The 25,112-nt window shown below is 63.0% G+C and carries 29 protein-coding genes; 16 read left to right on the plus strand and 13 right to left on the minus strand.

The features are described from left to right. Nucleotides 1-301 precede the first annotated feature (301 nt). The 14 genes from SCL_RS11780 to SCL_RS11845 all read left to right on the plus strand — a co-directional run bounded on the left by SCL_RS11780 (nt 302) and on the right by SCL_RS11845 (nt 9,574). A complete protein-coding gene (locus tag SCL_RS11780) occupies nt 302-928 on the plus strand; it encodes a hypothetical protein (RefSeq protein ID WP_096361380.1) in 627 nt (208 codons plus the stop codon). A gap of 240 nt (nt 929-1,168) precedes the next feature. After that, on the plus strand, nt 1,169-2,386 hold the full coding sequence (locus SCL_RS11785; protein WP_096361974.1) for an RNA polymerase sigma factor: 1,218 nt from the start codon (nt 1,169-1,171) through the stop codon (nt 2,384-2,386). A 307-nt stretch (nt 2,387-2,693) separates the two neighbouring features. Then, nucleotides 2,694-3,062, plus strand: coding sequence for a YciI family protein (locus tag SCL_RS11790; RefSeq protein WP_096361381.1), 369 nt, complete (start codon nt 2,694-2,696; stop codon nt 3,060-3,062). Nucleotides 3,063-3,108: 46 nt separating this feature from the next. Further along, entirely contained in the window at nt 3,109-3,504 is a 396-nt protein-coding gene (locus tag SCL_RS11795; protein ID WP_096361382.1) for a YciI family protein, read from the plus strand. 28 nt (nt 3,505-3,532) lie between these two features. Then, a complete protein-coding gene (locus SCL_RS11800; RefSeq protein WP_096361383.1) occupies nt 3,533-3,949 on the plus strand; it encodes a YciI family protein in 417 nt (138 codons plus the stop codon). Between the two features lie 27 nt (nt 3,950-3,976). Further along, nucleotides 3,977-4,390, plus strand: a complete 414-nt coding sequence (locus tag SCL_RS11805; protein ID WP_096361384.1) for a VOC family protein — start codon at nt 3,977-3,979, stop codon at nt 4,388-4,390. A 17-nt stretch (nt 4,391-4,407) separates the two neighbouring features. Continuing rightward, a complete protein-coding gene (locus SCL_RS11810; protein ID WP_096361385.1) occupies nt 4,408-4,866 on the plus strand; it encodes an SRPBCC family protein in 459 nt (152 codons plus the stop codon). 31 nt (nt 4,867-4,897) lie between these two features. Continuing rightward, nucleotides 4,898-5,422: an SRPBCC family protein gene (locus SCL_RS11815; RefSeq protein WP_096361386.1), complete on the plus strand. Its 525-nt coding sequence runs from the start codon at nt 4,898-4,900 to the stop codon at nt 5,420-5,422. A gap of 12 nt (nt 5,423-5,434) precedes the next feature. Continuing rightward, nucleotides 5,435-5,923 (plus strand): VOC family protein, encoded by a 489-nt coding sequence (locus tag SCL_RS11820; RefSeq protein ID WP_096361387.1) that lies wholly within the window; start codon nt 5,435-5,437, stop codon nt 5,921-5,923. Between the two features lie 11 nt (nt 5,924-5,934). Next, nucleotides 5,935-6,288, plus strand: a complete 354-nt coding sequence (locus tag SCL_RS11825) for a YciI family protein (RefSeq protein WP_096361388.1) — start codon at nt 5,935-5,937, stop codon at nt 6,286-6,288. A gap of 78 nt (nt 6,289-6,366) precedes the next feature. Then, a complete protein-coding gene (locus SCL_RS11830) occupies nt 6,367-7,293 on the plus strand; it encodes an ABC transporter ATP-binding protein (RefSeq protein WP_096361975.1) in 927 nt (308 codons plus the stop codon). Further along, entirely contained in the window at nt 7,290-8,078 is a 789-nt protein-coding gene (locus SCL_RS11835) for an ABC transporter permease (protein WP_096361389.1), read from the plus strand. The genes SCL_RS11830 and SCL_RS11835 overlap by 4 nt, the downstream gene beginning before the upstream one ends. Nucleotides 8,079-8,104: 26 nt before the next feature. Continuing rightward, nucleotides 8,105-9,313, plus strand: coding sequence for a sialidase family protein (locus tag SCL_RS11840; protein ID WP_197702624.1), 1,209 nt, complete (start codon nt 8,105-8,107; stop codon nt 9,311-9,313). Between the two features lie 3 nt (nt 9,314-9,316). Then, nucleotides 9,317-9,574, plus strand: a complete 258-nt coding sequence (locus SCL_RS11845) for a MoaD/ThiS family protein (protein ID WP_096361391.1) — start codon at nt 9,317-9,319, stop codon at nt 9,572-9,574. A gap of 94 nt (nt 9,575-9,668) precedes the next feature. On the opposite strand, the gene SCL_RS11850 is transcribed toward SCL_RS11845, so the two are convergent. From SCL_RS11850 to SCL_RS11860, 3 genes are all read right to left on the minus strand, one after another. Beyond that, entirely contained in the window at nt 9,669-12,482 is a 2,814-nt protein-coding gene (locus SCL_RS11850; protein ID WP_096361392.1) for a PKD domain-containing protein, read from the minus strand. A gap of 571 nt (nt 12,483-13,053) precedes the next feature. Beyond that, nucleotides 13,054-13,362, minus strand: a complete 309-nt coding sequence (locus SCL_RS11855; RefSeq protein ID WP_096361393.1) for a DUF1272 domain-containing protein — start codon at nt 13,360-13,362, stop codon at nt 13,054-13,056. A gap of 132 nt (nt 13,363-13,494) precedes the next feature. Next, nucleotides 13,495-13,929, minus strand: a complete 435-nt coding sequence (locus SCL_RS11860) for a GFA family protein (protein WP_096361394.1) — start codon at nt 13,927-13,929, stop codon at nt 13,495-13,497. Between the two features lie 130 nt (nt 13,930-14,059). Between SCL_RS11860 and SCL_RS11865 the strand changes: the two genes are divergently transcribed. After that, complete coding sequence (locus SCL_RS11865; protein ID WP_096361395.1) at nt 14,060-15,097, plus strand: AraC family transcriptional regulator; 1,038 nt, start codon at nt 14,060-14,062, stop codon at nt 15,095-15,097. Between the two features lie 47 nt (nt 15,098-15,144). Here SCL_RS11865 and SCL_RS11870 read toward each other — a convergent pair whose 3' ends face one another. From SCL_RS11870 to SCL_RS11910, 9 genes are all read right to left on the minus strand, one after another. After that, nucleotides 15,145-15,786, minus strand: coding sequence for a carbonic anhydrase (locus tag SCL_RS11870; protein WP_096361396.1), 642 nt, complete (start codon nt 15,784-15,786; stop codon nt 15,145-15,147). A gap of 100 nt (nt 15,787-15,886) precedes the next feature. After that, the gene (locus tag SCL_RS11875; RefSeq protein ID WP_096361397.1) at nt 15,887-16,396 is read right to left on the minus strand and encodes a lipocalin family protein; all 510 of its coding nucleotides are present in this window, start codon (nt 16,394-16,396) and stop codon (nt 15,887-15,889) included. Between the two features lie 207 nt (nt 16,397-16,603). Beyond that, a complete protein-coding gene (gene rssA, locus SCL_RS11880; RefSeq protein WP_096361398.1) occupies nt 16,604-17,527 on the minus strand; it encodes a patatin-like phospholipase RssA in 924 nt (307 codons plus the stop codon). 111 nt (nt 17,528-17,638) lie between these two features. Beyond that, nucleotides 17,639-18,661 (minus strand): TerC family protein, encoded by a 1,023-nt coding sequence (locus SCL_RS11885; RefSeq protein ID WP_096361399.1) that lies wholly within the window; start codon nt 18,659-18,661, stop codon nt 17,639-17,641. A 114-nt stretch (nt 18,662-18,775) separates the two neighbouring features. Further along, nucleotides 18,776-20,002, minus strand: a complete 1,227-nt coding sequence (locus SCL_RS11890) for a ketose-bisphosphate aldolase (RefSeq protein WP_096361400.1) — start codon at nt 20,000-20,002, stop codon at nt 18,776-18,778. A 177-nt stretch (nt 20,003-20,179) separates the two neighbouring features. Further along, nucleotides 20,180-20,506, minus strand: coding sequence for a hypothetical protein (locus SCL_RS11895; protein ID WP_096361401.1), 327 nt, complete (start codon nt 20,504-20,506; stop codon nt 20,180-20,182). Nucleotides 20,507-20,531: 25 nt separating this feature from the next. Then, nucleotides 20,532-21,467 carry a CbbX protein gene (cbbX, locus tag SCL_RS11900; RefSeq protein ID WP_197702625.1) on the minus strand — a complete coding sequence of 312 codons (936 nt, stop codon included), beginning with the start codon at nt 21,465-21,467 and terminating at the stop codon, nt 20,532-20,534. A gap of 75 nt (nt 21,468-21,542) precedes the next feature. Beyond that, the gene (locus SCL_RS11905) at nt 21,543-21,977 is read right to left on the minus strand and encodes a ribulose bisphosphate carboxylase small subunit (RefSeq protein WP_096361403.1); all 435 of its coding nucleotides are present in this window, start codon (nt 21,975-21,977) and stop codon (nt 21,543-21,545) included. A gap of 20 nt (nt 21,978-21,997) precedes the next feature. Further along, nucleotides 21,998-23,476 (minus strand): ribulose-bisphosphate carboxylase large subunit, encoded by a 1,479-nt coding sequence (locus tag SCL_RS11910; protein ID WP_096361404.1) that lies wholly within the window; start codon nt 23,474-23,476, stop codon nt 21,998-22,000. A gap of 204 nt (nt 23,477-23,680) precedes the next feature. Here SCL_RS11910 and SCL_RS11915 point away from each other — a divergent pair, with 204 nt between their 5' ends. Further along, entirely contained in the window at nt 23,681-24,673 is a 993-nt protein-coding gene (locus tag SCL_RS11915) for a LysR family transcriptional regulator (protein WP_096361405.1), read from the plus strand. On the opposite strand, the gene SCL_RS11920 is transcribed toward SCL_RS11915, so the two are convergent. Next, on the minus strand, nt 24,670-25,107 hold the full coding sequence (locus SCL_RS11920) for a phosphate-starvation-inducible protein PsiE (protein WP_096361406.1): 438 nt from the start codon (nt 25,105-25,107) through the stop codon (nt 24,670-24,672). The genes SCL_RS11915 and SCL_RS11920 overlap by 4 nt on opposite strands. Between the last annotated feature and the right edge of the window lie 5 nt (nt 25,108-25,112).

Here is a 25,112-nt window from a genome sequence, read left to right on the forward strand (position 1 = left end):
GGTTCCATTGCGCCCTTATGGCCGCTTCGTCTACGCGCCGGTTCGACTTCGACCGACACCCCGGCACCCCGAACTGGTCCGGATACTGTAAATCTGTGCAAAAATCATACCGATCAAGCGATTATCACTGGGGGGGGTAAGCATGGGTAGCCAGGAAAGATGGGGCGGCAAAAATGCGGAACATGGGGAAAATATGGGGGCCTGATGCCGTTTTTCAGTAATCGGGGGCGAAAAGCGAGCGACACCTCCAGGGGTTGATTGTGCGCTGTCACCGGAACATGCTTGGAAAAGGCAAGCACGCATGCGGAAATTCATCGTTATCATCACCCTGCTCTACACGGCCGCGGCGGTCGCCGCGCTCGGTTTCATTTCCAGCTGGTTTCGCGAGGGGTTGGTGCTCGGGGAATCGGCCATCGTGACGACGCTGGCAATCAGCGTTCCTGCCGCCCTGCTCATCGCCATCCTGGCCTGGTGGAAATACAACGAGTGGCTCACCCTCCTGCTGGTCGCGGTCATTCTCGGCGCGGGCGGATACGTGATGAAACTGCATCACGACGCCTATGGCGAGTGGCTGCCGACGAACGTGAGCGCGGACACCGAAACCAGCGGAACCGCCTTGCTCAATGCCCACGGCCAGGCCATCCGCTACCACCTGGAGCTGCACAATCCTGGCACCGTCAGCCACCGCGAATACCTGATCGTCATGCGCGACGCCCGGGAGCAGCGCATCCGCCTCCCGCTGTTCGGCGACGCGCACAGCGGTTACGTCAGCGCCAAGAACCCGGCTGACTGGATCGTGCTGCGGCCGACTACCGATGCCAACGTCTATACCGCGGAGACCGGCCAATTCCTGTTCGTCAGGAAATCCTTCACGGTCGATCTGCACGCGGGGAAAGTGACGGCGGTGGCGGCCTTGCCGGTGCAATAAAAGCCGATGGACCGCCGGTCCGTCTCCCCCGCCCCGAGGCTTGATTTCGTGCTCCCGGCGTAACATGCTTGCCGGGCGAAGAGCAAAAAAATCTGCCACATTTAGTAACTCTTTTCGTCCGCCGCATGCGCCGCCTGCATGCCTCCGGGAGAATTCGATCCGCAGCAACCACGGCATGCCTCATGCCGCCAGAGCAGGATACCGCCGGTGAACAACATCACGGCCAGACCGACGAGCCAGATGGTGGAAGCGCTGTACCGCGCCGAGTCACGCCGCGTGCTCGCCACGCTTATACGCCTGCTCGGTGACTTCGAGCTTGCCGAAGAAGCGTTGCACGACGCCTTCCGCGCGGCGCTCGAGCAGTGGCCGCGCGACGGCGTGCCCGCCAACCCGCGGGCGTGGCTGGTGTCGGCCGGACGTTTCAAGGCCATCGACGGCATTCGCCGGCACGCGCGCTTCGAGGCGCTGGACGAAGATGCCGCGGAGAAAATCGCCGCGCCCGATGATCCCGCGACCTGGGGCCGCGAGGACATCGAGGACGACCGGCTGCGTTTGATGTTCACCTGCTGCCACCCCGCCCTGCCGCCCGACGCCCAAGTGGCGCTGACGCTACGCGAGGTCTGCGGCCTCACGACCGAGGAAATTGCGCGCGCCTTCCTGACCGCGCCGCCGACGCTGGCGCAGCGCATCGTGCGCGCCAAGACCAAGATCCGCGACGCGCGCATTCCTTATGAAGTGCCGTCGCCGGAGGATCTGCCGGACCGGCTCGAAAGCGTGCTGCGCGTGATTTACCTGGTGTTCAACGAAGGCTACTCGGCCTCCTCGGGCGCGACACTGACGCGCCACGATCTCTCGGGCGAGGCGATCCGCCTCGGCCGGCTGCTGATCGAACTGCTGCCGGAGCCCGAGGCCATGGGACTCCTGGCGCTGATGCTGTTGCAGGAATCGCGGCGCGCGGCGCGCGCCTCGCCGGCCGGCGACCTGATCCTGCTCGACGAACAGGACCGCTCGCTCTGGAACCGGGAACAGATCGCGGAAGGACTGGCGCTGGTGCAACGCGCGCTGGCTTCGCGGCATTTCGGCCCGTACACGCTGCAGGCGGCGATCGCGGCGGTGCATGCCAGTGCACCCGAGGCCGCCGCCACCGACTGGAGGCAGATTGTCGGACTGTACGACGTGCTGGCGCGGGCAGTGCCGTCACCCGTGGTCGAGCTGAACCGCGCGGTGGCGGTGGCCATGCGCGACGGTCCGGAGGCCGGCCTCGCGCTCATCGACGCGATTCTGGCGCGCGACGAGCTGGCGGATTACCACTTGGCCCATTCGGCTCGCGCCGATCTGTGCCGGCGGCTGGGCCGGGACGCGGAAGCCCGGGTTTCCTACCAGCGCGCCCTGGCCCTCGTGCAGCAGGAACCGGAACGGCGGTTTCTCGAGCGGCGGCTGGCCGCGCTGCCGGAATAAATCCGTCCGGCAGGCCGGGGCCGTTGTCGAATTCGGACCCCGCCGAACGACCAAGGGTACAACCAAGTGAAATTCACGGGTTTCTGCAGGGTGCGCAAAAGCGCAGCGTTGCGCACCGTTCGGCGCATATTCGGTGCGCTTCGCTGACGCTCAGCACACCCTGCAAAAACTCCGGCGGTTGTCGATTTGGCAGCCTGCCAATCGACTACAGGCATAACCGGCCCGGAAGCTATCCCCGGAATGGGGCGTGCAAGCGGCTTGCCGTGCCTGCCGGGTTCATTGACCCGTCGATTCGAAAGGAGACGCCATGAAATTTCTGTGCCTGATCTGTGCCGAGAAGGTGATGGAACAGCTGACCGAGGCGGACGCCAGGGAACAAATGCAGGAGTACGTCGAGTTTACCCGGGACGTCAAAAGGGACGGGCATTTCGTCAGCGCCAACCGGCTGAAGCCCGCCGCCACCGCCGTCACGATTCGCGTGCGCGACGGCAAGGTCTCGGCCACCGACGGCCCCTTCGCCGAGACCAAGGAACAGCTGGGCGGGTACTACGTGATCGAGGCGCGGGACATGAACGAGGCCATCCGCGTAGCCGCGAAAATCCCGGGGGCGCGGCGCGGTTGCGTCGAGCTGCGGCCGGTCGCGGACGATCCGCAGACGCTGGCGCTCGGATTCTGAGCCACGATTGTTTCAATTCTTGCGACGCTTGAATCAGGAGAAAACCATGAAATACATCTGCCTTGGATACTACGACGAGAAACACTGGGAAACGCTGTCCGAAAACCAGCGCAACGCCTGGATGGACGAGTGCTTCGACTACGACGACGTGCTGCGCAAGCACGGCCACTTTGCCGGCGGCGAGGCGCTGCAGGGCGCGGACAGCGCCGTCACCCTGCGTTGGAAGAACGGCAAGGCGACCGTCACCGACGGCCCCTTCGCCGAAACCAAGGAACAACTGGGCGGCATCCTGATCCTCGAGGCCGACGATCTCAACCACGCCATCCAGCTGATGTCGAAGCACCCGGGCGTACGGAACGGGCCCTTCGAGATCCGTCCGGCCGCGGACCTCACGGAAATGGTGCAAGCCAGCGAACAGCGGCGTTCAACAGGCAAAAAATAACGGATTCACGCAAGACAGGAGACACACCATGAGATTCATGATCATCGTCAAAGCCACCAGGGACTCGGAAGCCGGCGTCATGCCGGAGGAGAAACTGTTCGCCGAAATGGCGGCGTACCACGAGGAGCTGGCCAAGGCCGGCATGCTGCTCGACGGCTCCGGCCTGCAACGCAGCGCGCTCGGATGGCGCATCAAGTACGACGGCGCCAGGCGCACCGTGGTCGACGGCCCCTTCGCCGAGACCAAGGAACTGATCGCCGGCTACACGCTGATCCAGGCCAAATCGCGGGAAGAGGCGCTGGAATGGACCAGGCGCTTTCCCAATCCCGCCGGCAACGGCAAGCCATGCGAGATCGAGGTGCGGCAACTGTTCGAGCTGGAGGACTTCGGCTCGAGCGACACGCTCGACCGGTTCCGCGAAATCGGCATGGACGGGAAGAAATAGCCGGCCCCGCCAACAGGAGAAGAAATCATGCAAGTCGAACCCTATTTGTTCTTTGAAGGCCGCTGCGAGGAAGCGCTCGAGTTCTACCGCAAGGCGCTCGGTGCGGAAGTGACCATGCTCATGCGCAACAAGGAGAGCCCCGAACCCCCGCCGCCCGGCAAACTCCCGCCGGGTTCGGAAAACAAAATATTGCATTCGAGCTTCCGCCTCGGCGACACCACGCTGATGGCCTCCGACGGTTTCTGCAGTGGCAAGCCGAGCTTCCAGGGTTTTTCGCTGACGGTGGGAGCGCCGAACGAGGCCGAGGCCAGGCGCATGTTCGCCGCGCTCGCCGACGGCGGGCAGGTGCGGATGCCGTTGTCGAAGACCTTCTTCTCCCCCTGCTTCGGCATGGTCGCCGACCGCTTCGGCGTGGCGTGGATGATCATGGTGCCCGCCTGAGGGATGCGGGAGATGCCATGAATCAGGCGAAACAGCACCCCACGGCCATACGTCTCACCCGCCGCTTCCGCGCGCCGCGGCGGCGCGTGTTCGACGCCTGGCTCGATCCCGGGCTGGCGGGCCGGTGGTTGTTCGCCACCGCAACGCGCCCCATGGCACATGTCGAGATCGACGCGCGCGTTGGCGGCCGGTTCCGGCTCGCGGAGCAGCGCAACGGCGCCAGCACCGAGCATTTCGGACAGTATGTGGAGATCGTGCCGCCGCGCCGGCTGGTCTTCACCCTGCGCGAGCAGCGCCACGCCACGCGCGTGACCGTCGAGATCAACCCGCGCAGGCGCGGCTGCGAACTGCGCCTGCACCACGAAAACCTGCCGCCGGAACGCACACAGGACGCCGAAGCGCGCTGGAGCGGCATGCTTTACGGCCTCGGCGTGATGCTGGCGTCACGCCCGGGACAAACACAGGACCCGGAATAACCAACACCAACAAGATCAAGGAGACATCGTCATGTTCAAGATAATCGCCATCGTCATCACTGTCGTGATCGCCGCCGTGCTCATTTACGCGGCCACCCTGCCCGACACGTTCCGTGTGGAACGGTCGGCCAGCATCAAGGCCCCGCCGGAGAAGATTCATCCGCTGATCAACGACCTGCGCAGCATGCAGGCCTGGTCGGCCTGGGAAAAAATCGACCCCGGGATGAAGCGCGCCCACAGCGGCGGCGCCAGCGGCGTGGGCGCGGTCTACGAGTGGGAGGGCAACAAGGACATCGGCCAGGGGCGCATGGAAATCACCGAGTCGTCGCCGTCGCGGGTCGGCATCCGGATGGATTTCATCAAGCCGTTCGCCGCGCAGAACACCCTGGAGTTCACGCTGAAGCCCGAGGGCGACTCAACACGGGTGACGCAGGCGATCTCCGGCCCGAGCCCCTATATCTCGAAGCTGTTCGGGCTGTTCTGCAGCATGGACAAGATGATCGGCGGGAAATTCGAGGAAAGCCTGGCGGCGCTGAAAACCGCCGCCGAGAAATAAGGAGCTGGCGCCATGCAAAAAATCACTCCCTTCCTGTGGTTCGATCACCAGGCCGAGGAGGCGGCAAAGTTCTACGCCTCCATTTTCAGGAATTCAAAGATCGGTCATATCGCCCGCTACGACGAAGCCGGGGCCCAGGCCTCCGGCCGGCCCAAGGGTTCGGCCATGACCGTGGCCTTCCAGCTCGAAGGCCAGGATTTCGTGGCGCTGAACGGCGGGCCGCATTTCAAATTCACCGAGGCCGTGTCGTTCGTCGTCAACTGCCAGACCCAGGAGGAAGTGAATCACTACTGGGAAAAGCTCTCCGCCGGCGGCGACGAAAAAGCACAGCAATGCGGCTGGCTCAAGGACAAATACGGCCTGTCGTGGCAGATCGTCCCGGTCGTGCTGTTTGAGATGTTGCAGGACAAGAACCCGATGAAATCCGGGAACGTCATGCGCGCCCTGCTGCAAATGAAAAAGCCCGACATCGAGGCGTTGCAACAGGCGTACCATCAGTAGAGGAGAAAACCATGCAATATCTGCTGCTGTGCTGCTTCGACGAGGAACGCTGGGCCAACCTGCCGGAATCCCGGCGCGACGAGATCATGCGCCAGTACGGCGCCTGGAAACAGGAGATCACGCAGAGCGGCCAGTACCGCGCCGGCGCCAAACTGCAACCGACCTCAAGCGCCACCACGATACGCGCCCGCCACGGCAAGCCGACCCTCACCGACGGTCCGTTCGCGGAAACCAAGGAGCAGCTCGGCGGCTATCACCTGATCGAGTGCCAGGACCTCGACGAGGCGCTGGCGGTCGCGCGGCGCATCCCGACCCTCGACGCGGGCGGCGTAATCGAGGTGCGCCCCCTGGACCCGACGATGTAGGCTTTTACCGTGGACGACCTGACCCGCTCCCATCCCGACGCCTACGAAAACAGCCGCACCGGCGTTACACTCGCGCCCATGCCCGCGGTCATCTCCATTGCCGGACTCAACAAGACCTACGCCTCGGGGCTCACGGCGCTCCAGGACATCGACCTCGACATCCGCCGGGGCGAGATCTTCGCGCTGCTCGGGCCGAACGGTGCCGGCAAGACCACGCTCATCAGCATCGTCTGCGGCATCGTCACGCCGACCGCGGGCCGCGTCACGGTCGACGGCCACGACATCCTGCGCGACTACCGCGCTGCGCGCGCCAGGATCGGCCTGGTGCCGCAGGAACTGTACACCGACATGTTCGAGACCCCGTGGGCGACGGTCAATTTCAGCCGCGGTCTGTTCGGGCTGCCACCGAACCCGGCCTGGCTCGAGCAGGTACTGCGCGACCTGTCGCTGTGGAACAAGCGCCACGACAAGATCATGACGCTCTCGGGCGGGATGAAGCGCCGCGTGCTGATCGCCAAGGCGCTGGCGCACGAGCCGCGGGTGCTGTTTCTCGACGAGCCGACCGCGGGCGTGGACGTGGAGTTGCGCCGCGACATGTGGGCGCTGGTGCGGCGCCTGCGCGACAGCGGCGTCACCATCATCCTCACCACGCACTACATTGCCGAGGCCGAGGAAATGGCCGACCGCATCGGCGTAATCAGCAAGGGCCGGCTGATCCTGGTCGAGGCCAAGACCGCGCTGATGAAAAAACTCGGCAAGAAGCAGCTCACGCTGCACTTGCAGGAACCGCTGGCCGCGATTCCGCCGGAACTGGGCGATTGGGGCCTGGCACTGAACAACGGCGGCAATGATCTGGAATTCCGCTTCGACGCCAGCAAGGAACACACCACCATTCCGGAGCTGTTACGGCGCCTGAGCGAACTCGGGATCGGCTTCAAGGACCTCAACACGCGTGAAAGTTCGCTCGAAGATATTTTCGTCAGCCTGGTAACCGAACGCCGATGAATCACCCGAGCCAAACCCTGAAGTTCAATTACCACGCGATTCTCGCCATTTACAAGTTCGAAATGGCGCGCTTCCGGCGCACCCTGTGGCAGAGCCTCGTGACACCGGTGATCACGACTTCGCTCTACTTCGTCGTGTTCGGCGCCGCCATCGGATCGCGCATGGGAAACATCGATGGCGTCCACTACGGCTCCTTCATCGTGCCAGGCCTGATCATGCTGTCGCTTTTTACCGAGAGCGTGAGCAACGCCTCCTTCGGCATCCACATGCCGCGTTTCACCGGCACCATTTTCGAGGTGTTGTCGGCGCCGGTATCGGCGTTCGAGATCGTGCTCGCCTACGTCGGCGCGGCGGCGACCAAGTCGATCCTCCTCGGACTGATCATCCTCGCCACCGCGAATCTGTTCGTGCCGATCCACATTGCGCACCCGTTCTGGATGGTGGGGTTTCTGTTGCTGGTCGCGAGCACCTTCAGCCTGTTCGGCTTCGCCGTCGGCATCTGGGCCAAGGGCTTCGAGCAGCTCCAGTTCGTCCCGATGCTGATCCTGACACCGCTCACTTTCCTCGGCGGCGTGTTCTATTCGATCGACATGCTGCCGGGCGCGTGGCGCACCTTCAGCCTGTTCAACCCGATCGTCTACGTCATCAGCGGTTTCCGCTGGAGTTTCTACGACACCGCCGACGTCGGCGTCGGTCTCAGCCTGGCGGCGACGCTGTTTTTCTTTCTGCTCTGCCTCGGGTTGGTGTGGCTGATATTCCGCACCGGCTACCGGCTGAAGAGCTGAATCCACACACGGAGGAGAACCGAACCATGGCGCGCACCAACAAGAAATCACACGTTCGAAAACAAGCAACAGCCACCCGTTCCAAACCCGCCGCACGCCCTCGCCCGGCACGCCGGGTGGTAGTGCTGGTCGCCACGCGCAAAGGCGCGTGGCTGTTTCACGGCGACAAGCAGCGCAAGACCTGGCGCGCGGATGGGCCGCATTTTCTCGGGCAGATCATTCAGCATCTGGTGCTCGACCCGCGCGACGGGCGCACGCTGCTGGCGGCAGCCAAGACCGGCCACCTCGGCCCGACCATCTTCCGCTCCACGGATTTCGGAAAAACCTGGAAGGAAGCCAGGAAACCACCAGCCTTCGCCAAGGCAAAGGAAGGAGAAAAAGGCCGTGCGGTGGATCACACCTTCTGGCTCACGCCGTGTCACGCGAATGAACCGCGGGCCTGGTACGCCGGGACCTCGCCGCAGGGACTGTTCCGCTCCGACGACGGCGGCGATACCTGGGAGCCGTTCTCGATAATCAACGACGATCCGAAGTTCCGCGAGTGGATGGGCAGCGTGCAGGACGGCACGCCCGACGGCCCGAAGCTGCACTCGATCATCGTCGACCCGCGCGACCCGAAGCATCTTTACTTCGCCATGTCGGGCGGCGGCATACACGAAACCTTCGACCGTGGACGAACCTGGTCTGCCCTCGTAAAAGGCATGGAAGTGGTCGAAGGCTTCGACGCCGCCAACATCGCCTTTCACGACCCGCATGCCGTCCAGATGTGTCCGGGCAACCCGGACCGCCTGTATCAGCAGAATCACTGCGGCATCTATCGCCTCGACCGGCCATCGAAGGAGTGGACGCGCATCGGCAAAAACATGCCGAAGCAAATCGGTGACGTCGGCTTCCCCATGGTGGTGCACCCGCGCGATGCCGACACCGCCTGGGTGTTCCCGATGGATGGCCAGACCGTGTGGCCGCGCACCAGCCCGGACGGCAAACCCGCCGCGTACGTGACCCGCAACGGCGGCAAGACCTGGCAGCGTCTCGACGCCGGATTGCCGAAGCAGCAGGCGTGGTGGACGGTGAAACGCCAGGCCATGACCGCGGACGCACGCAATCCCGTGGGGCTGTATCTGGGCACGACCAGCGGGGAGGTATGGATGAGTTCCAACGAAGGCAAACGCTGGGCGTGCCTCGCGCGACACCTGCCTGAGATTTACGCGGTGGAGGCCGCGGAGGTCGGCTGATCGATGAAAGTGCTGATCCCCACGCCGCTGCTGTCTTATACCAATGCGCGCGAGGTCGATGCCAGCGGCGCCACGCTCACGGAACTGCTCGCCGACCTCGACCGCCAGTATCCCGGCCTGCGCTTTCGCGTGATCGACGAGCAGGACCGGATGCGCCCGCACATGCGATTCTTCGTCAACAAGGAGCAGGTGTTCAAGCTCACGCACCCGCTGCGCCCGGCCGATTCGGTGGTGCTGGTGCAGGCCTTGAGCGGCGGGTAAAACTAAACACGCAAACGGAAAGCGTGTTTATTTTCCCGCCGCAAAAAAAGAAGGGCGGCCGGGGCCGCCCTTCGTCAGATGGCATGACCTGGTCTTACTTCTGCTTGTGGCAGAACCCGCAACCCACCGGCGTGCCCTTAGCGATGGTGGCCGTCCCGTCGGCGCAGTCGGTGTTGTAGGGGGCGATGCCCTGCGTGTTCTTGCAGGTCACCACCCGGTCGGCGGAGGTCTTCGACAACACGCTGCCGGTCAGCGCGCCGGTCACCGGATTCATGTGGCAGATCTTGCAATTCGCCAAGGCACCACCGGTAAAGTTCTTGTGGTTCAGGTTCCAGCGGTGGTCGTTAACCGGATGCAGGCCGTGCGGCCCGTCCAGGCCAAGCGGCATCGTCAGGTCCCCGTTCGCGTCCCGGGTGTGGCAGGCGTCGCACTCCTGGATCTTGCCGTCGTGCCCCTGGATCTGCTCGGCGGTGCGGTTGTCGTTGGCGCGCGGATTCCCCATCGGCCATTCCGCGTGGGTGGCGCCGTGGCAGCCCTCGCACATGACGCCGCCGTGGCCGGTGCTCACCCGGTAGAGCTGCGGGTTGCCCGCGCCCGGGTTCACGAACCCGTTGTACGCGGCCGGCACCAGAGGTTCCGCGAAACGCTTGTTGGCCGGCACGATGGGCGTGGCCTTGGTGTCGTTGGTGCGGAAAGCCACGCGCAACCGGATGTTGTCGCTCACGCCGGTGGCGTCCTTCGTGTTCTTGATCACGTTCGTGGTGTTCGCCAGATTACTGACGGCGTCGCCGCTGTGGCAGGAGCCACAGCCCGGCTCGTTGGCCCACGGCACCCGCGGAGTGGCGGGATTGGTGTAGAAGTCCTTCGCCAGGATGAACGCACCCGGGTTGGATGGAGAAACGTTCCTGGAGAAGTCGTCGCCCACCTGTTTCATGCTCCCGTGGCAATCGTTGCAGAGAATGTTTCCGGTGCGCATGACGCCGCGCAGGCACTTGGTGGTCTTGCCCGGGTGGCACTGGTAGCAGGCGGCATCGAGCACGGCCACGCGCGCAGCCTGGTTGGTAACGATGCCGTTCGCATCCTGGATCGGCAGCGGCATGTTGGGGAAGAGCAGGCTGTTCGCGTTGTAGCCCGTATCGCCCGGTGACCGCCCGCTGGTGTCGAGGTTGCCATGGTGCCAGTGCATCACGCGCGAGTTGCTCGGGTGCGCGATCTGGTTGCGGCCGTTGGCGATGGTGCCCACGGCACCGGCCAGCGGACCGAGATGGGCCAGGTCGAGGGCCGGAGTGTAGTGACACACCTGGCAGACCACCGGCTTGTCCTGCACCAGCGCCTTGTTGATGAGGCAGTTGGCGTTGCCGTTCGGAGTGGTCGAGTTGATCACGCAGGCGGCCGACTGGCCCGAGGTGTTCACGTACCTCGACCCGTGCCTCAGGTCATGCAGACGCAGGACGTTGATGTCGGTCGCGTACTCGATGCTGACGTTCTCCGGAACCACGACGATCTCCGGGTCCGCCAGCCGGTCCGCCACCGGCAGGCCGGCGCTGGTCAGGCCGGCCGTGGCCACGCCCTTGGTCGGGCTGTCCGGGACATCCGCTGCCGCGGCGTGACAGTTTTTGCAGCTGGCCTCGCCGGAGATGGGGAGCACCGTGTCCACCGTCGCCAGGACGGCGCCACCGCTCTTCGTTTTCGCCTGCACCCGCACCAGCGGGTAGGCGTTTTCGCGGCCCTTGTCGTCCCAGGCGGCGAAGGGCACGCCGGCCGCCTCGAACCAGTTGAGGTTCTGGGCGACGTAGCCAAAAGGAAAGTTCACGAAGAACGGCTTGACCTCGTAATGCTCGTTGGCGGTCTGGGACAGGTTGGCAGTAAAGGGGCTGGTGATGCCGGGCATGTTGTGCTGGACCGCCGACAGAAACTCGTCGCCACTGTTCACCACCCCGTCCGGACCGATGAACAGGTCCTTGACGTTGGGCACCGGCAGGCTCTCGTCAGGCGTGACCGTGAACGGCGGTCCGGCAAGCGGCGTAATGTTCTGCGCCGGGTTGAAGGGGTTGAAAGCGGGGTAGAACGGGTCATAGGCGCCCTTCGGGATGATTTTCCAGAAGTTGGTCTTGTAGATGTCGACCACCGTGCTGTTGTTCCTGACCACCCCGGTGAACGGATCCGGGTTCGTCTGGCCGAGAATCGGGTCCTCGGGATTCGACGCGGCCGAGTACAGCACGTCCACCACGCTCGAATTGAGTATCACGGGCTGGGCGCCCTTCTGGATGACCTGGGCCAGGAGCACCTGGAACGGCGGCAGGATGCTCGAGATACGGGTGTCGTAGTCGCCGCAGTGCATGCCCAGGTCGTTGATGGCGACGATCTGAAAGCCGGTGGTGCCGGTGCCCGGAGCCGGGTTGAGCGAGTTCGCCGGCCGCGGCGCCGCTTGCTCGGTCACGGGAGGCACGCTGCCGGGCAAAATCCCGGGGCCGAAAACATCGGAGAAGATCTGGCTGGTCGAGTTTATGGACGTGCCGGTTGATACCGCGTTCACCGTGACGTTGACGGTCGCCGTGCAGGTCTTGGGCCGGCGCGCGGTGCTGTCGGTCACCTTGAAGCTCGTGGTGTAACTCCCGGCGGCGTTGTAGGTCACGGGCACCGGCGCGGAGGTTCCGCTGCTGTTGCCCGATTGGGTGTTTGACGTCGGGCTGCCGCCGGAGAAAGTGAAGTCGAAGCGATACGGCTTCACCCCGCCCGCGGCGGTGCCGGTATAGGTGATGATGCCGCCGACCGGGATCGTGGTCACGCTGGCGCTGACACCACAGGTGAGCGGGGCCGGCTGCGCGGCCCATGCCGATGACAGGGGTAACAATAACATCAGGACGACCGCCAGCGCGGGCGGCACGCGATGCGTTGCGGGATTCATCAGGCTCCTCCTGCCGCCTCCAGGCGGCAATCCATGCACCCTCCCGACGCTGCTCCTGTCTCCGCGTCAACTCCGGCGCGGGAACCTCGTTCTGCCGATTCCTTTGGCTTATGTATACCCTCCGAGGCGAAGGTTTTCCGAATAGATCTGTCTTATTGAAACTACTCTATTGAACTTGAACTGCTCTGGTGTGCTGTGCTTGATCTAATCGAAACAGGGTCCGGCGAAAACTCTACTCTCATGTCAAGAATCGGTACTTTGATATATATCAATCTGGGGATTTTATTCATGCAGGGTGACAGTAGTGCCCGGCGAGACAGTCCAACGGTTATACAAATAGCTATTAATTAATTAGTTATATAAGGGGTGAGTTATATATAAAGATACAGGCCGCATTTTCTGGTCCTGTCAAAATTCAATCGTGGCCTGTCCCTCATTGTCCCTTCGATCTAACGCACCCGCTACGCCCGACCGATTCGGTAATCCTGGTTCAGACATCGAGCGGAGGATAACGAAATACCCATCCCGATCCTGTGGGCAGTGATGAACTTTGTCGCTCTCATCCATGCGCCTAGCGTTTCTCAGGCGGTATGTTCCTGATCGTGGCCGCGAACTTCGCATGGGCGGCCGGATCCACCGGCCGGTGTTTGATTTTGACGCTGGCCGGGTCCTTGCCAAGATAGTTGTCGCCCTTCCAGTTCTTCGATGGCCGGATGGGCCGGGGAACAAAACCGCCGCCGCAGTTCGGGCAGACGTTGCCCAAAACCTTATCGACACAGGTCGCGCAGAACGTGCATTCATAGGTGCAAATGCACGCCTCCAGCGAATCGGGTGGCAGCGGCTTGTTGCAGTTTTCGCACGTCGGGCGGAGTTCGAGCATTGTTTTTTCCTCTTCATAGGCGGCTAACGACGAAGTTCAGCCATCGTCCTGCCACGACAAAACAAAGGCAAGACGGCGGCTGAAGCGTCTGGGTGGGCGCCCGGGACAGTGGAGCCTGAAGAGATCAATGTGCTATTCCGCTACGCTGACGCCCGAGCCACCCATTTCCTTGGGGATGTCCTTCATCTTCGGCAAGCCGTCCCTGATTTGCAACTTCGTCTCCTGATAGTGCACATGGATCCCGGGCTGGTACGGGAAGTCCGGAATGGCCGCGGCATACACGTCGATGAGCCCCCAGTGGGGATGGTCGGTGAAGAGGTGGCCGCCGCAGGTTTTGCACCATTTGCGATGACTGCGCTCGGTCTTGTTGTAAGCACCGATGTGGTTACCTCCGCGCGTGACCTGGACCGCTTCGGGTTTCCATAACGTGAAGGCGTTGACCGGCCCCGCCGACCAGCGGCGGCACGAGTCGCAATGGCAATAACCCATGGCGGCCGGCTCGCCGCTGACCGTGAACTGAACCGCGCCGCAAAAACAACTGCCTTTGTAAGTCTTTCCGTTGTTCATGTCGCACCTCTTTGATCGTGTGTTGTTGGGGATTTAAGCCGGGTGCTAGTATCTTCGCGCCGGTTACAGACATGAATGATCAGGCGTCCGGATTTCTTGCGCGGGACGCCGGAATTGACGGAGGCTGTTCATGGATGCCATTTCCGACGTGCTGCGCGTGGTACGCCTGAGCGGTGCGGTTTACCTCTATAGCGAGCTCACCGCGCCGTGGTGTGTGATCGGCAAAACCGATGGCGCCCTGTGCGCGGGCTACCTGCCGCGATCAGAGCGCGTGGTGTCCTACCATCTCATCACCGAAGGCAACTGTTGGGCGCGGCTGGCGGCCGACCCCGACTCGGCCATTCAAATCAATGCCGGCGAACTGCTGGTGGTGCCGCAAGGGGAAACGCACATACTGGGTAGCGCCCCGGATCTCACTCCCGTGCCATTCGGGCCGCTGCTGGCCAGTCAGCTGGAGACGGCGCCCGGCGAGGTGATGAAGCTGTCCTATGGGGGCGGCGGGGCGATGACACGCACCGTGTGCGGCTTTCTGGCCTGCGACGAGACTCTGAGCAACCCGATACTTTCCTCGCTGCCGCGCATCTTCAAGATTGACATGCGCAACGATCCGCGCTCGGCATGGCTCGAGTCATCGCTGCAATTCGCCGCCGCCGAAGCCGCGGAGTGGCGCGCCGGCAGCGCCACCGTCCTCGCCAAATTGTCCGAACTGCTGTTTGTCGAGGCGATACGCCGTTGCATCGATGCGCTGCCGGCGGACCGCAAGGGATGGCTGGCGGGAGCGCGCGACCGTTTTGTGGGACGCGCGCTATCGCTGATGCACGCGCGGCCGGCGCATGACTGGACCGTGGACGAACTCGCGCGCAAGGTGGGTTTATCGCGCTCGGCGCTGGCGCAGCGCTTCACCGATTTTCTGGAACAGCCGCCCATGCAATACCTGGCGCGCTGGCGTCTGCAAGTTGCGGCACATGAACTTTTGAACGGGAATAAATCCCTCGCCGCGGTAGCGGAGCAAGTCGGCTACGATTCCGAGGCAGCATTCAACCGGGCGTTCAAGCGCGAATTCGGCATGCCGCCGGCGGGTTGGCGAAAGGACCGCAGTAAGGCGGATGTCGCCGATGCATCGGCGAATGCGTTGCAACCCACAGGAGAAACACCGGCAGCTGCTTAATGCTGCAATTAAAGGCGTCGGAGTGATTTATCATTAATCACCTCCCCTCAACCCCCAAGCAATTCAAACCCCCCGCTTGCCGCGTCGTAGCCGTGTAGCTCGCCGCGATCGAGATCGAAATACCAGCCGTGCAGTTGCAGGCGGCCGGTCGTCACGGCCTCACGCACGAACGGGAAGCTCGTCAGGTTGCCGAGCGACACGCGCATGGCCGCGCGTTCGCAGGCCGCGGCGCGGGTATCGGCGTCTGCGGCCGCGTGGGTCGCGGCCACCTCGCGGCGCGCCTGTTCGGCGATCGACATCCACGGCGTGATGAACTGCCCGGTGCTGCCCTCGAAGCGGATATTGCCGAGCAGCGCGCGGATGCCGCCGCAGCGCGCATGGCCCATCACGATCACGTGCCGGACATTCAGGCAGCTCACCGCGAATTCGAGCGCCGCCGAGGTGCCGTGATAGCCGCCGCCTTGCTCGAACGGCGGCACCAGGTTGGCGACGTTGCGCACCACGAACAGGTCGCCGGGGTCGCAGTCGGTGACGATGGCCGGGTCGACGCGTGAGTCGCTGCAGGCAACGACCATGATCTTGGGGGATTGGCCCTCACTGACCAGTTGTTTGAACGGCGTGCCATCACGCTCGTAGTGGTGCGCGCGAAAGCGCTGAAAGCCTTCGATCAATTTCTGGATTTCTTGCATGGTAAGTTTCTGAAGTGAAATTTTCGGGTTTGATGAAATGGATTCATGCTTTTACCGACCCCCTCCCCTTGCCCTCCCCGCAAGGGGGAGGGGAGAAATATTAATGATCGACAAATATCAGCTTGCTAGTGTCAAAGCCCAGGGCATTCGCCTTGGCAATGAGCTTGTCTTTGATGTCCGGTTTCATTTCCGGGGTGCGGGACAGAATCCATAAATAGGACTTGTCCGGGCCGGACACCAGCGCGTATTGATAATGCTCGTGGTCGAGGTCGAACACGACATAGGACCCGTAAAACAGCCAGAAGAAGGAAACCTTCAGATAACCCTTGTCGGGTCCCTCGACGAACCAGGCCTTGCCCTCGGCCTCTTTCCATTCCTTGTCTTCCGCGGAATAGCCGCGGTTCAATACCCGCACACCGCCGTCCTCACGCCGACTGTATTCGGCCGAGATCCGGCTCAGGCCGCGTTCGAAGCGATGGTCGAGCCGGGCGATTTCGTACCAGGTGCCGAGGTAGCGGTCGAGTTTGAAGTTTTCGACGGGCTTGATGCCTTCGGGGAGGCCGACGCAGCCCGTCAGGAGAAAGGCCAAGACTATGAATAATTTTTTCATCGCTGAATAAACCTGTTTTGGGATCGGCCTGTCGGCCGATGATTGTTGAGCCTGTTGCTGCCCGGGGTGCAACGAAATTCGTTGCACCCGTTCGGCGGCGCAAACACACGTTAAGTGTGTTTGCGAAGACTCCGCCTCACCCCGCTTTCGCGGGAATGACGACAAAAAAACAAATCCCTTATTTCGGTTTCCGCCTGTTTGCGCCGTTCATTTGCCGAAGAATTCCCGGAGCTCGGGCAGCATCTGCTCCGCGGCGCGCTGGCCTTCGGTAATCGCGGGCGCGGCGCGATGGTAATCCATGCTGGCGATGTCGGACAGGCGCGGCCGGATCAGGATGTCCGCGGGCTCGCCGGCGAGGCGGCTGCGGGTGATGCGCACCTGCATGATGTTGAGACTGGTGCTCAGCACATCCAGCATCGAAGGCATTTCGACCGGGTTTTTCGGCCCGTTTCTCATGAAATCCGGCGTCATCTTGGCCATGATCGATGCGAACGCGCCGGGCGTGGTTTCGGGTGCCGGCGTAGCGGACTCCACCGGCGCGTGAAATTGCTTTCCCATCAGGTCCGAATTCACGTCCACCGCAATGACGATATCCGCGCCCATCGCGCGGCACAGTGACACCGGCACCGGGTTCACCAGTCCGCCATCCACCAGCAGGCGCCCGTCCATTTCCGCCGGCGTGAACAGACCAGGCACGGCAATGGAGGCACGCACGGCGTCGATCACGGGGCCATCGCGCAGCCAGACCTCGCGGCCGGTCGCGAGTTCGGTCGCGACGGCGGCGTAGGCCTTCGGCAGTTTCGCGATGCCCGGATCCTCGAAGCGCGCGCGGAAAAAGCTCAACAGCTTGGTGCCCGCGATCAGACCGCCGCCAATCTTGAGATCGAGCAGCCCCACCACCGCTTTCCACGTCAGACCCTTGGCCCAGGTTTCCAGCCGGTCGAGATCGCCGGCGGCATACGCCGCCCCCACCAGCGCACCCATCGAAGCGCCACACACGATGTCCGGCGAGATGCCGGCCTGCTCCAGCACGCGGATCACGCCGATGTGCGACCAGCCGCGCGCCGAGCCGCTGCCGAGCGCCAGCCCGATGCGCGGGGACGTACGGCGGACAGTACTCAGTTGCTTCATGACGCCATTCTAATCGCCACCCCGGCGAAAGCCGGAGTCCAGATAATTAAAAGCAATCAAATCATTAATATGCTGGATTCCCGCTTCCGCGGGAATGACAACCAAACCTGGTTATTTCTTCGCCCCGTCTCCGCCCTTGTCGTGCTTGGCCTTGAAGGGGTAGGCGCCGCCGGGGTAGCCGCGGGCCGGGACGTACAGCGACAGCACCATGGTCGCGGCCAGCACGGTGACGGTGGCCGCCAGCGACCAGGCCACCGGGATATGGTAGACGTCCACCAGCAGCATCTTGGCGCCGATCAGGATCAGCACGATGGCGAGGCCGTAGGTGAGCAGGTGGAACTTGTCGTGCAGGCCGGCGAGCAGGAAGTACATCGCGCGCAGGCCGAGGATGGCGAAGACGTTGGACGTCAGGACAATGAACGGATCGGTGGTGATCGCGAAAATCGCCGGGATCGAATCCACCGCGAACACGATGTCGACGATGCCGATCAGCAGGATCACTACGAACAGCGGCGTGGCCAGCTTCGCGCCGTTGACGACGGTGAAAAACTTCTCGCCGTCGAAGTCCGGGGCGATGCGCATGTGCCGGCGGATCCACTTCAGCGCCGGGTTCGATTCCAGGTCCGGCTCCTGCCCGGCGGCCCACCACATCTTGACGCCGGTGAACACCAGGAACGCCCCGAAGATGTACAGCACCCAGTCGAAACGCGCGATCAGCCAGGCGCCGGCGAAGATCATCACCGCGCGCAGCACCAGCGCACCGAGGATGCCGATCATCAACACGCGCTTCTGGAATTCCGCCGGCACCGAGAAATAGGTGAACACCATGAGGAACACGAAGATGTTGTCCACCGCCAGCGCCTTCTCGACCAGATAGCCGGTGACGAATTCGAGCGCCTTGACGTTGGCCATGCCCCGCGCCGCCTCGTCGCCGCCCAGGCCGCCGAGGTACCACCACAGCAGGGCGACGAACACGAACGACACCGCGACCCAGATCAGCGACCAGGTCGCGGCCTCGCCCATGGTGACCTTGTGCGCGCCCTGCTTGTTCATGGCAAGGAAATCGACCACGAGTGCGACCAGCACGAAGGCCGCGAACAGCATCCACATCAGCGGTGTGCCGACGCTCAGCATGGCGCGGGATTAGAAGCAGTTTTGGAAATCACACCCTCTCCCTGGCCCTCTCCCGTCAAGGGAGAGGGGAAGTTGTTTAATTCAGTATTGATGTAGCTTATTAACTGCAGGGAATCAGCCGGCGGCGCTTTCCCGGACCCGGCTGACGGGCACGGCCGGCGCGGCATCCACATGCTCGAAGTCCACTGACACCCGGTCAACGGCAATCGGCCGGAACAGATTGTCGGCGAACTGTCGGTGCAGGGGATGTTCACGATAGGAATCTATCACAGTCCGGTGCGTGAATTCGATCAGCCAGCAGAAACGGTAACGCGGCTTGTCGGCCACGGCCCAGCCCGTGACAACCCGTCGCACCCCGGGGATCGTGGCCAGCATCTCGCGCCCGCGCGCCATCATGGCCTCGACCTGCGCGTCCGGCACGTGCTCGACGTTATAAATGATGACGTGCTCGACCGGCTGCCACGCCTGGCACTGCACCAGCACCTCGGCGGCGCGCCCGGCCGAACCCCACAGACGCATGACGCGCTCGACTTCCTCGCGGATGCTTTCCTGCATGCCCTTCACCAGCCCGGTGTAGCCGCAGCGCGCGTCGGCGCGCGCGTTGGCGCGGATGCGGCTGCCGGCGGCGTCGGCCAGTGCGGTGTAGTAGTTGATCTTGGCCACGCCGTGCGAGATCAGCTTGCGATATTGTTCGTCGGCCAGACCGGTGCCACCGTGGATCACCAACGGAATTTTTACCGCGTCGTTGATGCGCTTGAGGCGATCGCAATCGAGCTTGGGCTTGCCGCGCAGGCGCCCGTGCACCGTGCCGATGGACACCGCGAGGCAATCCACGCCGGTGCGCACGACATAAGCCTTGGCCTCCTCCACCGAAGTGTATTGATTCTCGCCCGGATGTTTGGCAGCGTCTTCGCCCTCCACGCCCGCGACATAGCCCAGTTCGCCCTCGACGGCCACGCCACAGGCATGCGCCATCTCGACCACGCGCCGCGTCTGTGCCACGTTGACCGGGAAAGACTCGTGCGAAGCGTCGACCATCACGCCGTTGCAGCCGAGGTTGATGGCGCGCACCGCGGATTCCTGCGAGGCGCCGTGGTCGAGGTGGATCGCGACCGGCACCTCGGCACGGCGCGCAGCCTTCTCGGTGGCGGCCATGGCCAGCTCGAAGTCGTAATGTTCGAAATGGGATTCGGCCAGGCTCAGGATCACCGGCGAGCGGCAATTCTCCGCGGCCGCGAGAATCGCCTCGAGGAAGTCGAGGCTCACCAGGTCGAACCCGCCCACCGCGTAGCTGTTGCGGTAGGCATGGTTCAGCATGTCGCGCATATCCACGAGTGGCATGGTTCCTCCTGATTCGCCGGTAACGCAGTGTGCTTCGCTGACGCTCGGCACGCCCTACATCAACTATGTCTCACGCGATGAACGCGAAGATTTTCATAAATCATTCAAAGAGAATTTTCTCTGCGGCTTTTGCGTTCTCTGCGTCTCTGCGTTGAAAATTCATATAAATCAAATTCTCTAGGCGAAGTCTTCACCCTCGTCCTCGCCGGCGCTCTCTGGATCGAGCTGCTCGTCGTGGCGCGCGATGGCGCGGCCGAGAACGGTAAGCGCATCGTGCAGCATCGCGATGCCGGCATCGCTGCTCTGCGCGTGCCGCACGTCCAGGTCCTCCTGCAACGTGGCCAGCCGTTCGAGCAGCTGTCCCTGCGGGTCGATGGGACCGGAAGCCCAGCCGACCATGTCCGCGAGGCGCCCGGCCTCGCGCGCCAGGCCCTCGCACTGCGCCGCCGTGCCGCCGGTTTGCGCCACGTCGCCGACGGCCCGCATCAGCTCCGGGAGTTTCATAGTTCGCTCCCGCGCGCCGCCATGCTCAGGCCCGGTCCTGGTCGAGGCGGCCTTCGCGGAACACCCGGCTGGCGAGCACGTCCTCGGCCTCGAGCGTCATGAGATCGTCCTTGCTCAGCGACCGGCCGCGGCGTCCGAACAGGCGGTTGGCCTGGCGCAGGCGCGCGCGATCGAGGGCGTTGCGCACCGAGCGCGCGTTGGAGAAATGCTCCATTTTCATGCGCCGCTTCAGATATTCGACGAAGGCCTTTTCGGCCTCGGCGCTGAAATGATAGTTCTGGCCCGCCAGCATCAGCTTGGCGATCGCCACCAGCTCCTCGGGCTGGTAGTCCGGAAAATCGATATGGTGGGCGATGCGCGAGCGCATGCCCGGATTGCTCTGGAAGAAACGGTCCATCTTGTCCTTGTAGCCGGCGAGGATCACCACCAGGTCGTCGCGATTGTTTTCCATCACCTGCAGCAGGATCTCGATCGACTCCTGGCCGTAGTCGCGCTCGTTCTCGGGCTTGTACAGGTAATAGGCCTCGTCGATGAAGAGCACGCCGCCCATGGCCTTCTTGATGACTTCTTTCGTCTTGGGCGCGGTGTGGCCGATGTACTGGCCGACGAGATCGTCGCGCGTGACGGTGACGAGATGGCCCTCGCGCACGTAGCCGAGGCGCTTAAGGATCTCGCCCATGCGCATGGCCACCGTGGTCTTGCCGGTGCCGGGATTGCCGGTGAAGCACATGTGCAGCGTCGGCGTTTCGGAGGTCAGCTCGAAACGCTTGCGCAGCCGGTCCACCAGCAGCAGCGCCGCGACCTCGCGGATGCGGGTTTTGACTGGAACCAGTCCGATCAGCTCGCGGTCGAGCTTGTCCAGCACTTCCTGGATGTTGGAGGCCTTGAACTCGGCCTCGAGATCAACCTGATCGGTGGCCGGAATGGTCCTGGATTGCGCCTCGCTCATGATTCGATCCATTCTGAAATTCGGGGAAAAACCCGGCCGGCGCGGTTTCTGGCCGCGCCGGCCGGCACGGCATTTACATCATTTGCGTCAATAACGCTCCATCTCGCCCTTGTCGGTGGCATAGGAATGCACCGTGTAGCGGATATTGCGGCCGTCGACCTCCTGCCGCACCAGGCCGAAGCCCGGTTCCTTCTTCGGACGGTTGACGAGGTAGGACATGCGCGGGGTTTCCCAGCCGCGCGTGCTGTCGAACGCCGTCACGCGGACGTAGTGGTTGGGAAAGGTCTTGCGGCAGTTGTTGATCTCCATCAGGATCCCGGCAGGGTCCTTGAGGTCGAACATCGGGTTGCCGAACATTTCCCAGTAGGTGTTGCGCGGATGCGGGTCGTCGGTGTATTCGACGCTGACCGCCCAGCCCTTGTTGAGGGCCCACTTGATCTGCGCGGTGATCTGCGCGTCGGTCAGGTCCGGCAGGAACGAGAACTGTCCCTGCGTCAGACGATTGCCTGGATTGGTCATCATAACGGATTCTCCTCGTAAAATTAGTTGCTGGCCGTGGTCGTGGGCACGAAGTCCGCGGTGTCGGTCGACTCGTAGTTGAAGGTGATGTCCTTCCACGTATCGAGCGCGGCCTTGAGCGGCGAGCAGGTCTTGGCGGCTTGCTCCAGGATCTGCGGGCCTTCCTTCAGGTAGTCGCGGCCTTCGTTGCGCGCCAGGATCATGGCTTCGAGCGCGACGCGGTTGGCGGTCGCACCGGCCTGGATGCCCTGCGGGTGGCCGATGGTGCCGCCGCCGAACTGCAACACCACGTCTTCGCCGAGGTAATGGATCAGCTGGTGCATCTGGCCGGCGTGAATGCCACCCGAGGCCACCGGCATGACCTTGTTGAGCGAGGCCCAATCCTGGTCGAAGAACATTCCGGTTTCGAGGTTCTTCGGTGTGTGCGTTTCGCGCAACGTGTCGTAAAAGCCCTTGATCATCAGCGGATCGCCTTCGAGCTTGCCGACCACGGTACCGGCGTGGATGTGGTCCACGCCCGCCATGCGCATCCACTTGCAGATCACGCGGAAGTTCATGCCGTGATTCTTCTGGCGCGAGTAGGTCGAGTTACCGGCGCGGTGCAGGTGCAGGATCATGTCGTTCTTGCGCGCCCACTTGGCCATGGTCTGGATCGCGGTGTAGCCGATCACCAGGTCGATCATGATGATCACGGAACCGAGGCTCTTGGCGAACTCGGCGCGCTCGATCATCTCGTCCATGGTCGCGGCGGTGACGTTGAGGTAATGGCCCTTGACCTCACCGGTGGCGGCCGAGGCCTTGTTCACCGCTTCCATGCAATACAGGAAGCGATCGCGCCAGTGCATGAACGGCTGGCTGTTGATGTTCTCGTCGTCCTTCACGAAGTCGAGGCCACCCTTCAGCGCCTCGTACACCACGCGACCGTAGTTGCGGCCGGACAGGCCGAGTTTGGGCTTGGTGGTGGCGCCGAGCAGCGGACGGCCGAACTTGTCGAGGCGCTCGCGCTCCACCACGATGCCGGTGGCCGGGCCCTGGAAGGTCTTGAGGTAGGCGACCGGGATGCGCATGTCCTCGAGACGCAGGGCCTTGACGGCCTTGAAGCCGAACACGTTGCCGATGATGGAGGCCGTCAGGTTGGCGATCGAACCCGGTTCGAACAGGTCGAGGTCATAGGCGATGTAGGCGAAATACTGGGCTTCGTTCTTGGTGCCCGGTCCGGTGTTCGGCACCAGCTCGCTCTTGAACGCCTTGGCGCGATACAGTTCGCAGGCCGTCAGGCGATCGGTCCAGACCACGGTCCAGGTCGCGGTGGAGGATTCACCGGCCACGGCCGCGGCGGCTTCTTCATGATCCACGCCGGGTTGCGGCGTAATGCGGAACAGCGCGATGACGTCGGTATCCTTGGGTTTGTAATCAGGCTCCCAATAGCCCATTTTCTTGTACGGGATGACGCCGGATTTATAGCGTTCTTTCCCTTCCTTGATGGTTTCAGTTTTACCCATGACTGCCTCCAGAGTTTTTGATTGAACCGTTCCGCACCGGCGCTCGCGGCGGATTTCCCGCCCCGGAGCACTGTAACCCTCCGTTTCAAAGGGTTTATTTCAGTACGTGGCCGGCATGCTGCCGAAATCGAACCATCAATAACAGTCAATCTTTTTGATATTATCCATAGGATATCGTCTATGTACCTATAGAGGGCCACCGTCATGCGTCACAGCACCCTGCGTCAACTCGAAGTCTTCGAGGCCATCGCCCGGCTCGGCAGTTTCACGCGCGCCGCCGAGGAACTGTTTCTCACCCAACCCACGGTCTCGATGCAGATCAAGAAACTCACCGAGGCCGTCGGCCTGCCGCTGTTCGAGCAGGTGGGGAAAAAGATTTACCTGACCGACGCCGGGCGCGAGCTGCACAAGACCAGCCGCGGAGTCTTCGAGCACTTCACGCGCTTCGAGATGCTGGTGGCCGACATGAAGGGATTGAAAAAGGGTGCGCTGCGGCTGGCGGTGGTGACGACGGCGAAATATTTCGCGCCGCGCCTGCTCGGACCCTTTTGTCAGCAATACCCCGGCATCGAGGTCTCACTCAAGGTATCAAATCGCGAGCGCATCCTCGAACGCCTCGCCGACAATCAGGACGATCTCTGCATCCTCGGCCAGCCGCCGGAAGAACTCGAGGCCGAATCCGAACCGTTTCTGGAAAATCCGCTGGTGGTGCTCGCTCCCGCTAATCACCCCTTGGCCGGAAAAAAGAAAATTCCTCTTGCGCGCCTGGCCGAGGAACCGTTCCTGTTGCGCGAGCCCGGCTCCGGCACGCGCATGGCGATGGAGCGGCTGTTCGCCACACACCGGCTCAAAATAAAAGTACGCATGGAGCTGGGCAGCAACGAAGCCATCAAGCAGGCCATCGTCGGCGGGCTCGGCGTGTCGGTGCTGTCACGCCACACGCTGGCGCTGGACGCGCCGATGGGACAGCTCGCGATTCTCGATGTCGAGGGATTTCCGATCGAGCGTCACTGGTACGTCGCCTGGCCGTCCGGCAAACAGCTGTCGGTGGTGGCGCGCACCTTTCTCGATTACCTCAAGCAGGCGCCAAAGTTCGTCAGTGAAGTGCCCTGCCACCACGCCGAGCAGGGTGAGTGCCCGTTGCTGCCTCCGGCCACCGTGGCGGGGAAAAAACCGAAGATCCGGCAGATGCCCTAGCGCCGGCGGTTGGCTGCCGGCGAATGTCGGTCCAGCGTTGTATCGTCTTCCGGGTAGGCGAAGCGCACATGCCCGTAGCGGATCGCCAGCACGGCCAGGGCCAGCAACACGATGGACGTGGAGACGCCGAGCATGCGCCACACGTCCAGTTCCTTCATGTCGAGGATCAGATAGCGCGCCAGCGCCACCATGCCGATGTACAGCGGGATGCGCACCGGCAGCTTGCCGGATTCGAAATACAGGCCGACCATGGTCAGCACTTCCAGGTAGATGAACATCAGCAGCAGATCAGCCAGCGTCACGCGCGCGGCGGCGATCATGACATTGACCTCCTGCGCGCCGGCAATCACCGTCGCCACCGCAATGACCAGCAAGCCGGCGTTTTCGACCACACGCAGGGTTAAACTGGCATAGCGTTTCGGGCTTTGCAGCATCACGA

Origin of the sequence: Sulfuricaulis limicola (assembly GCF_002355735.1) — a bacterium.
Classification (GTDB): domain Bacteria; phylum Pseudomonadota; class Gammaproteobacteria; order Acidiferrobacterales; family Sulfurifustaceae; genus Sulfuricaulis; species Sulfuricaulis limicola.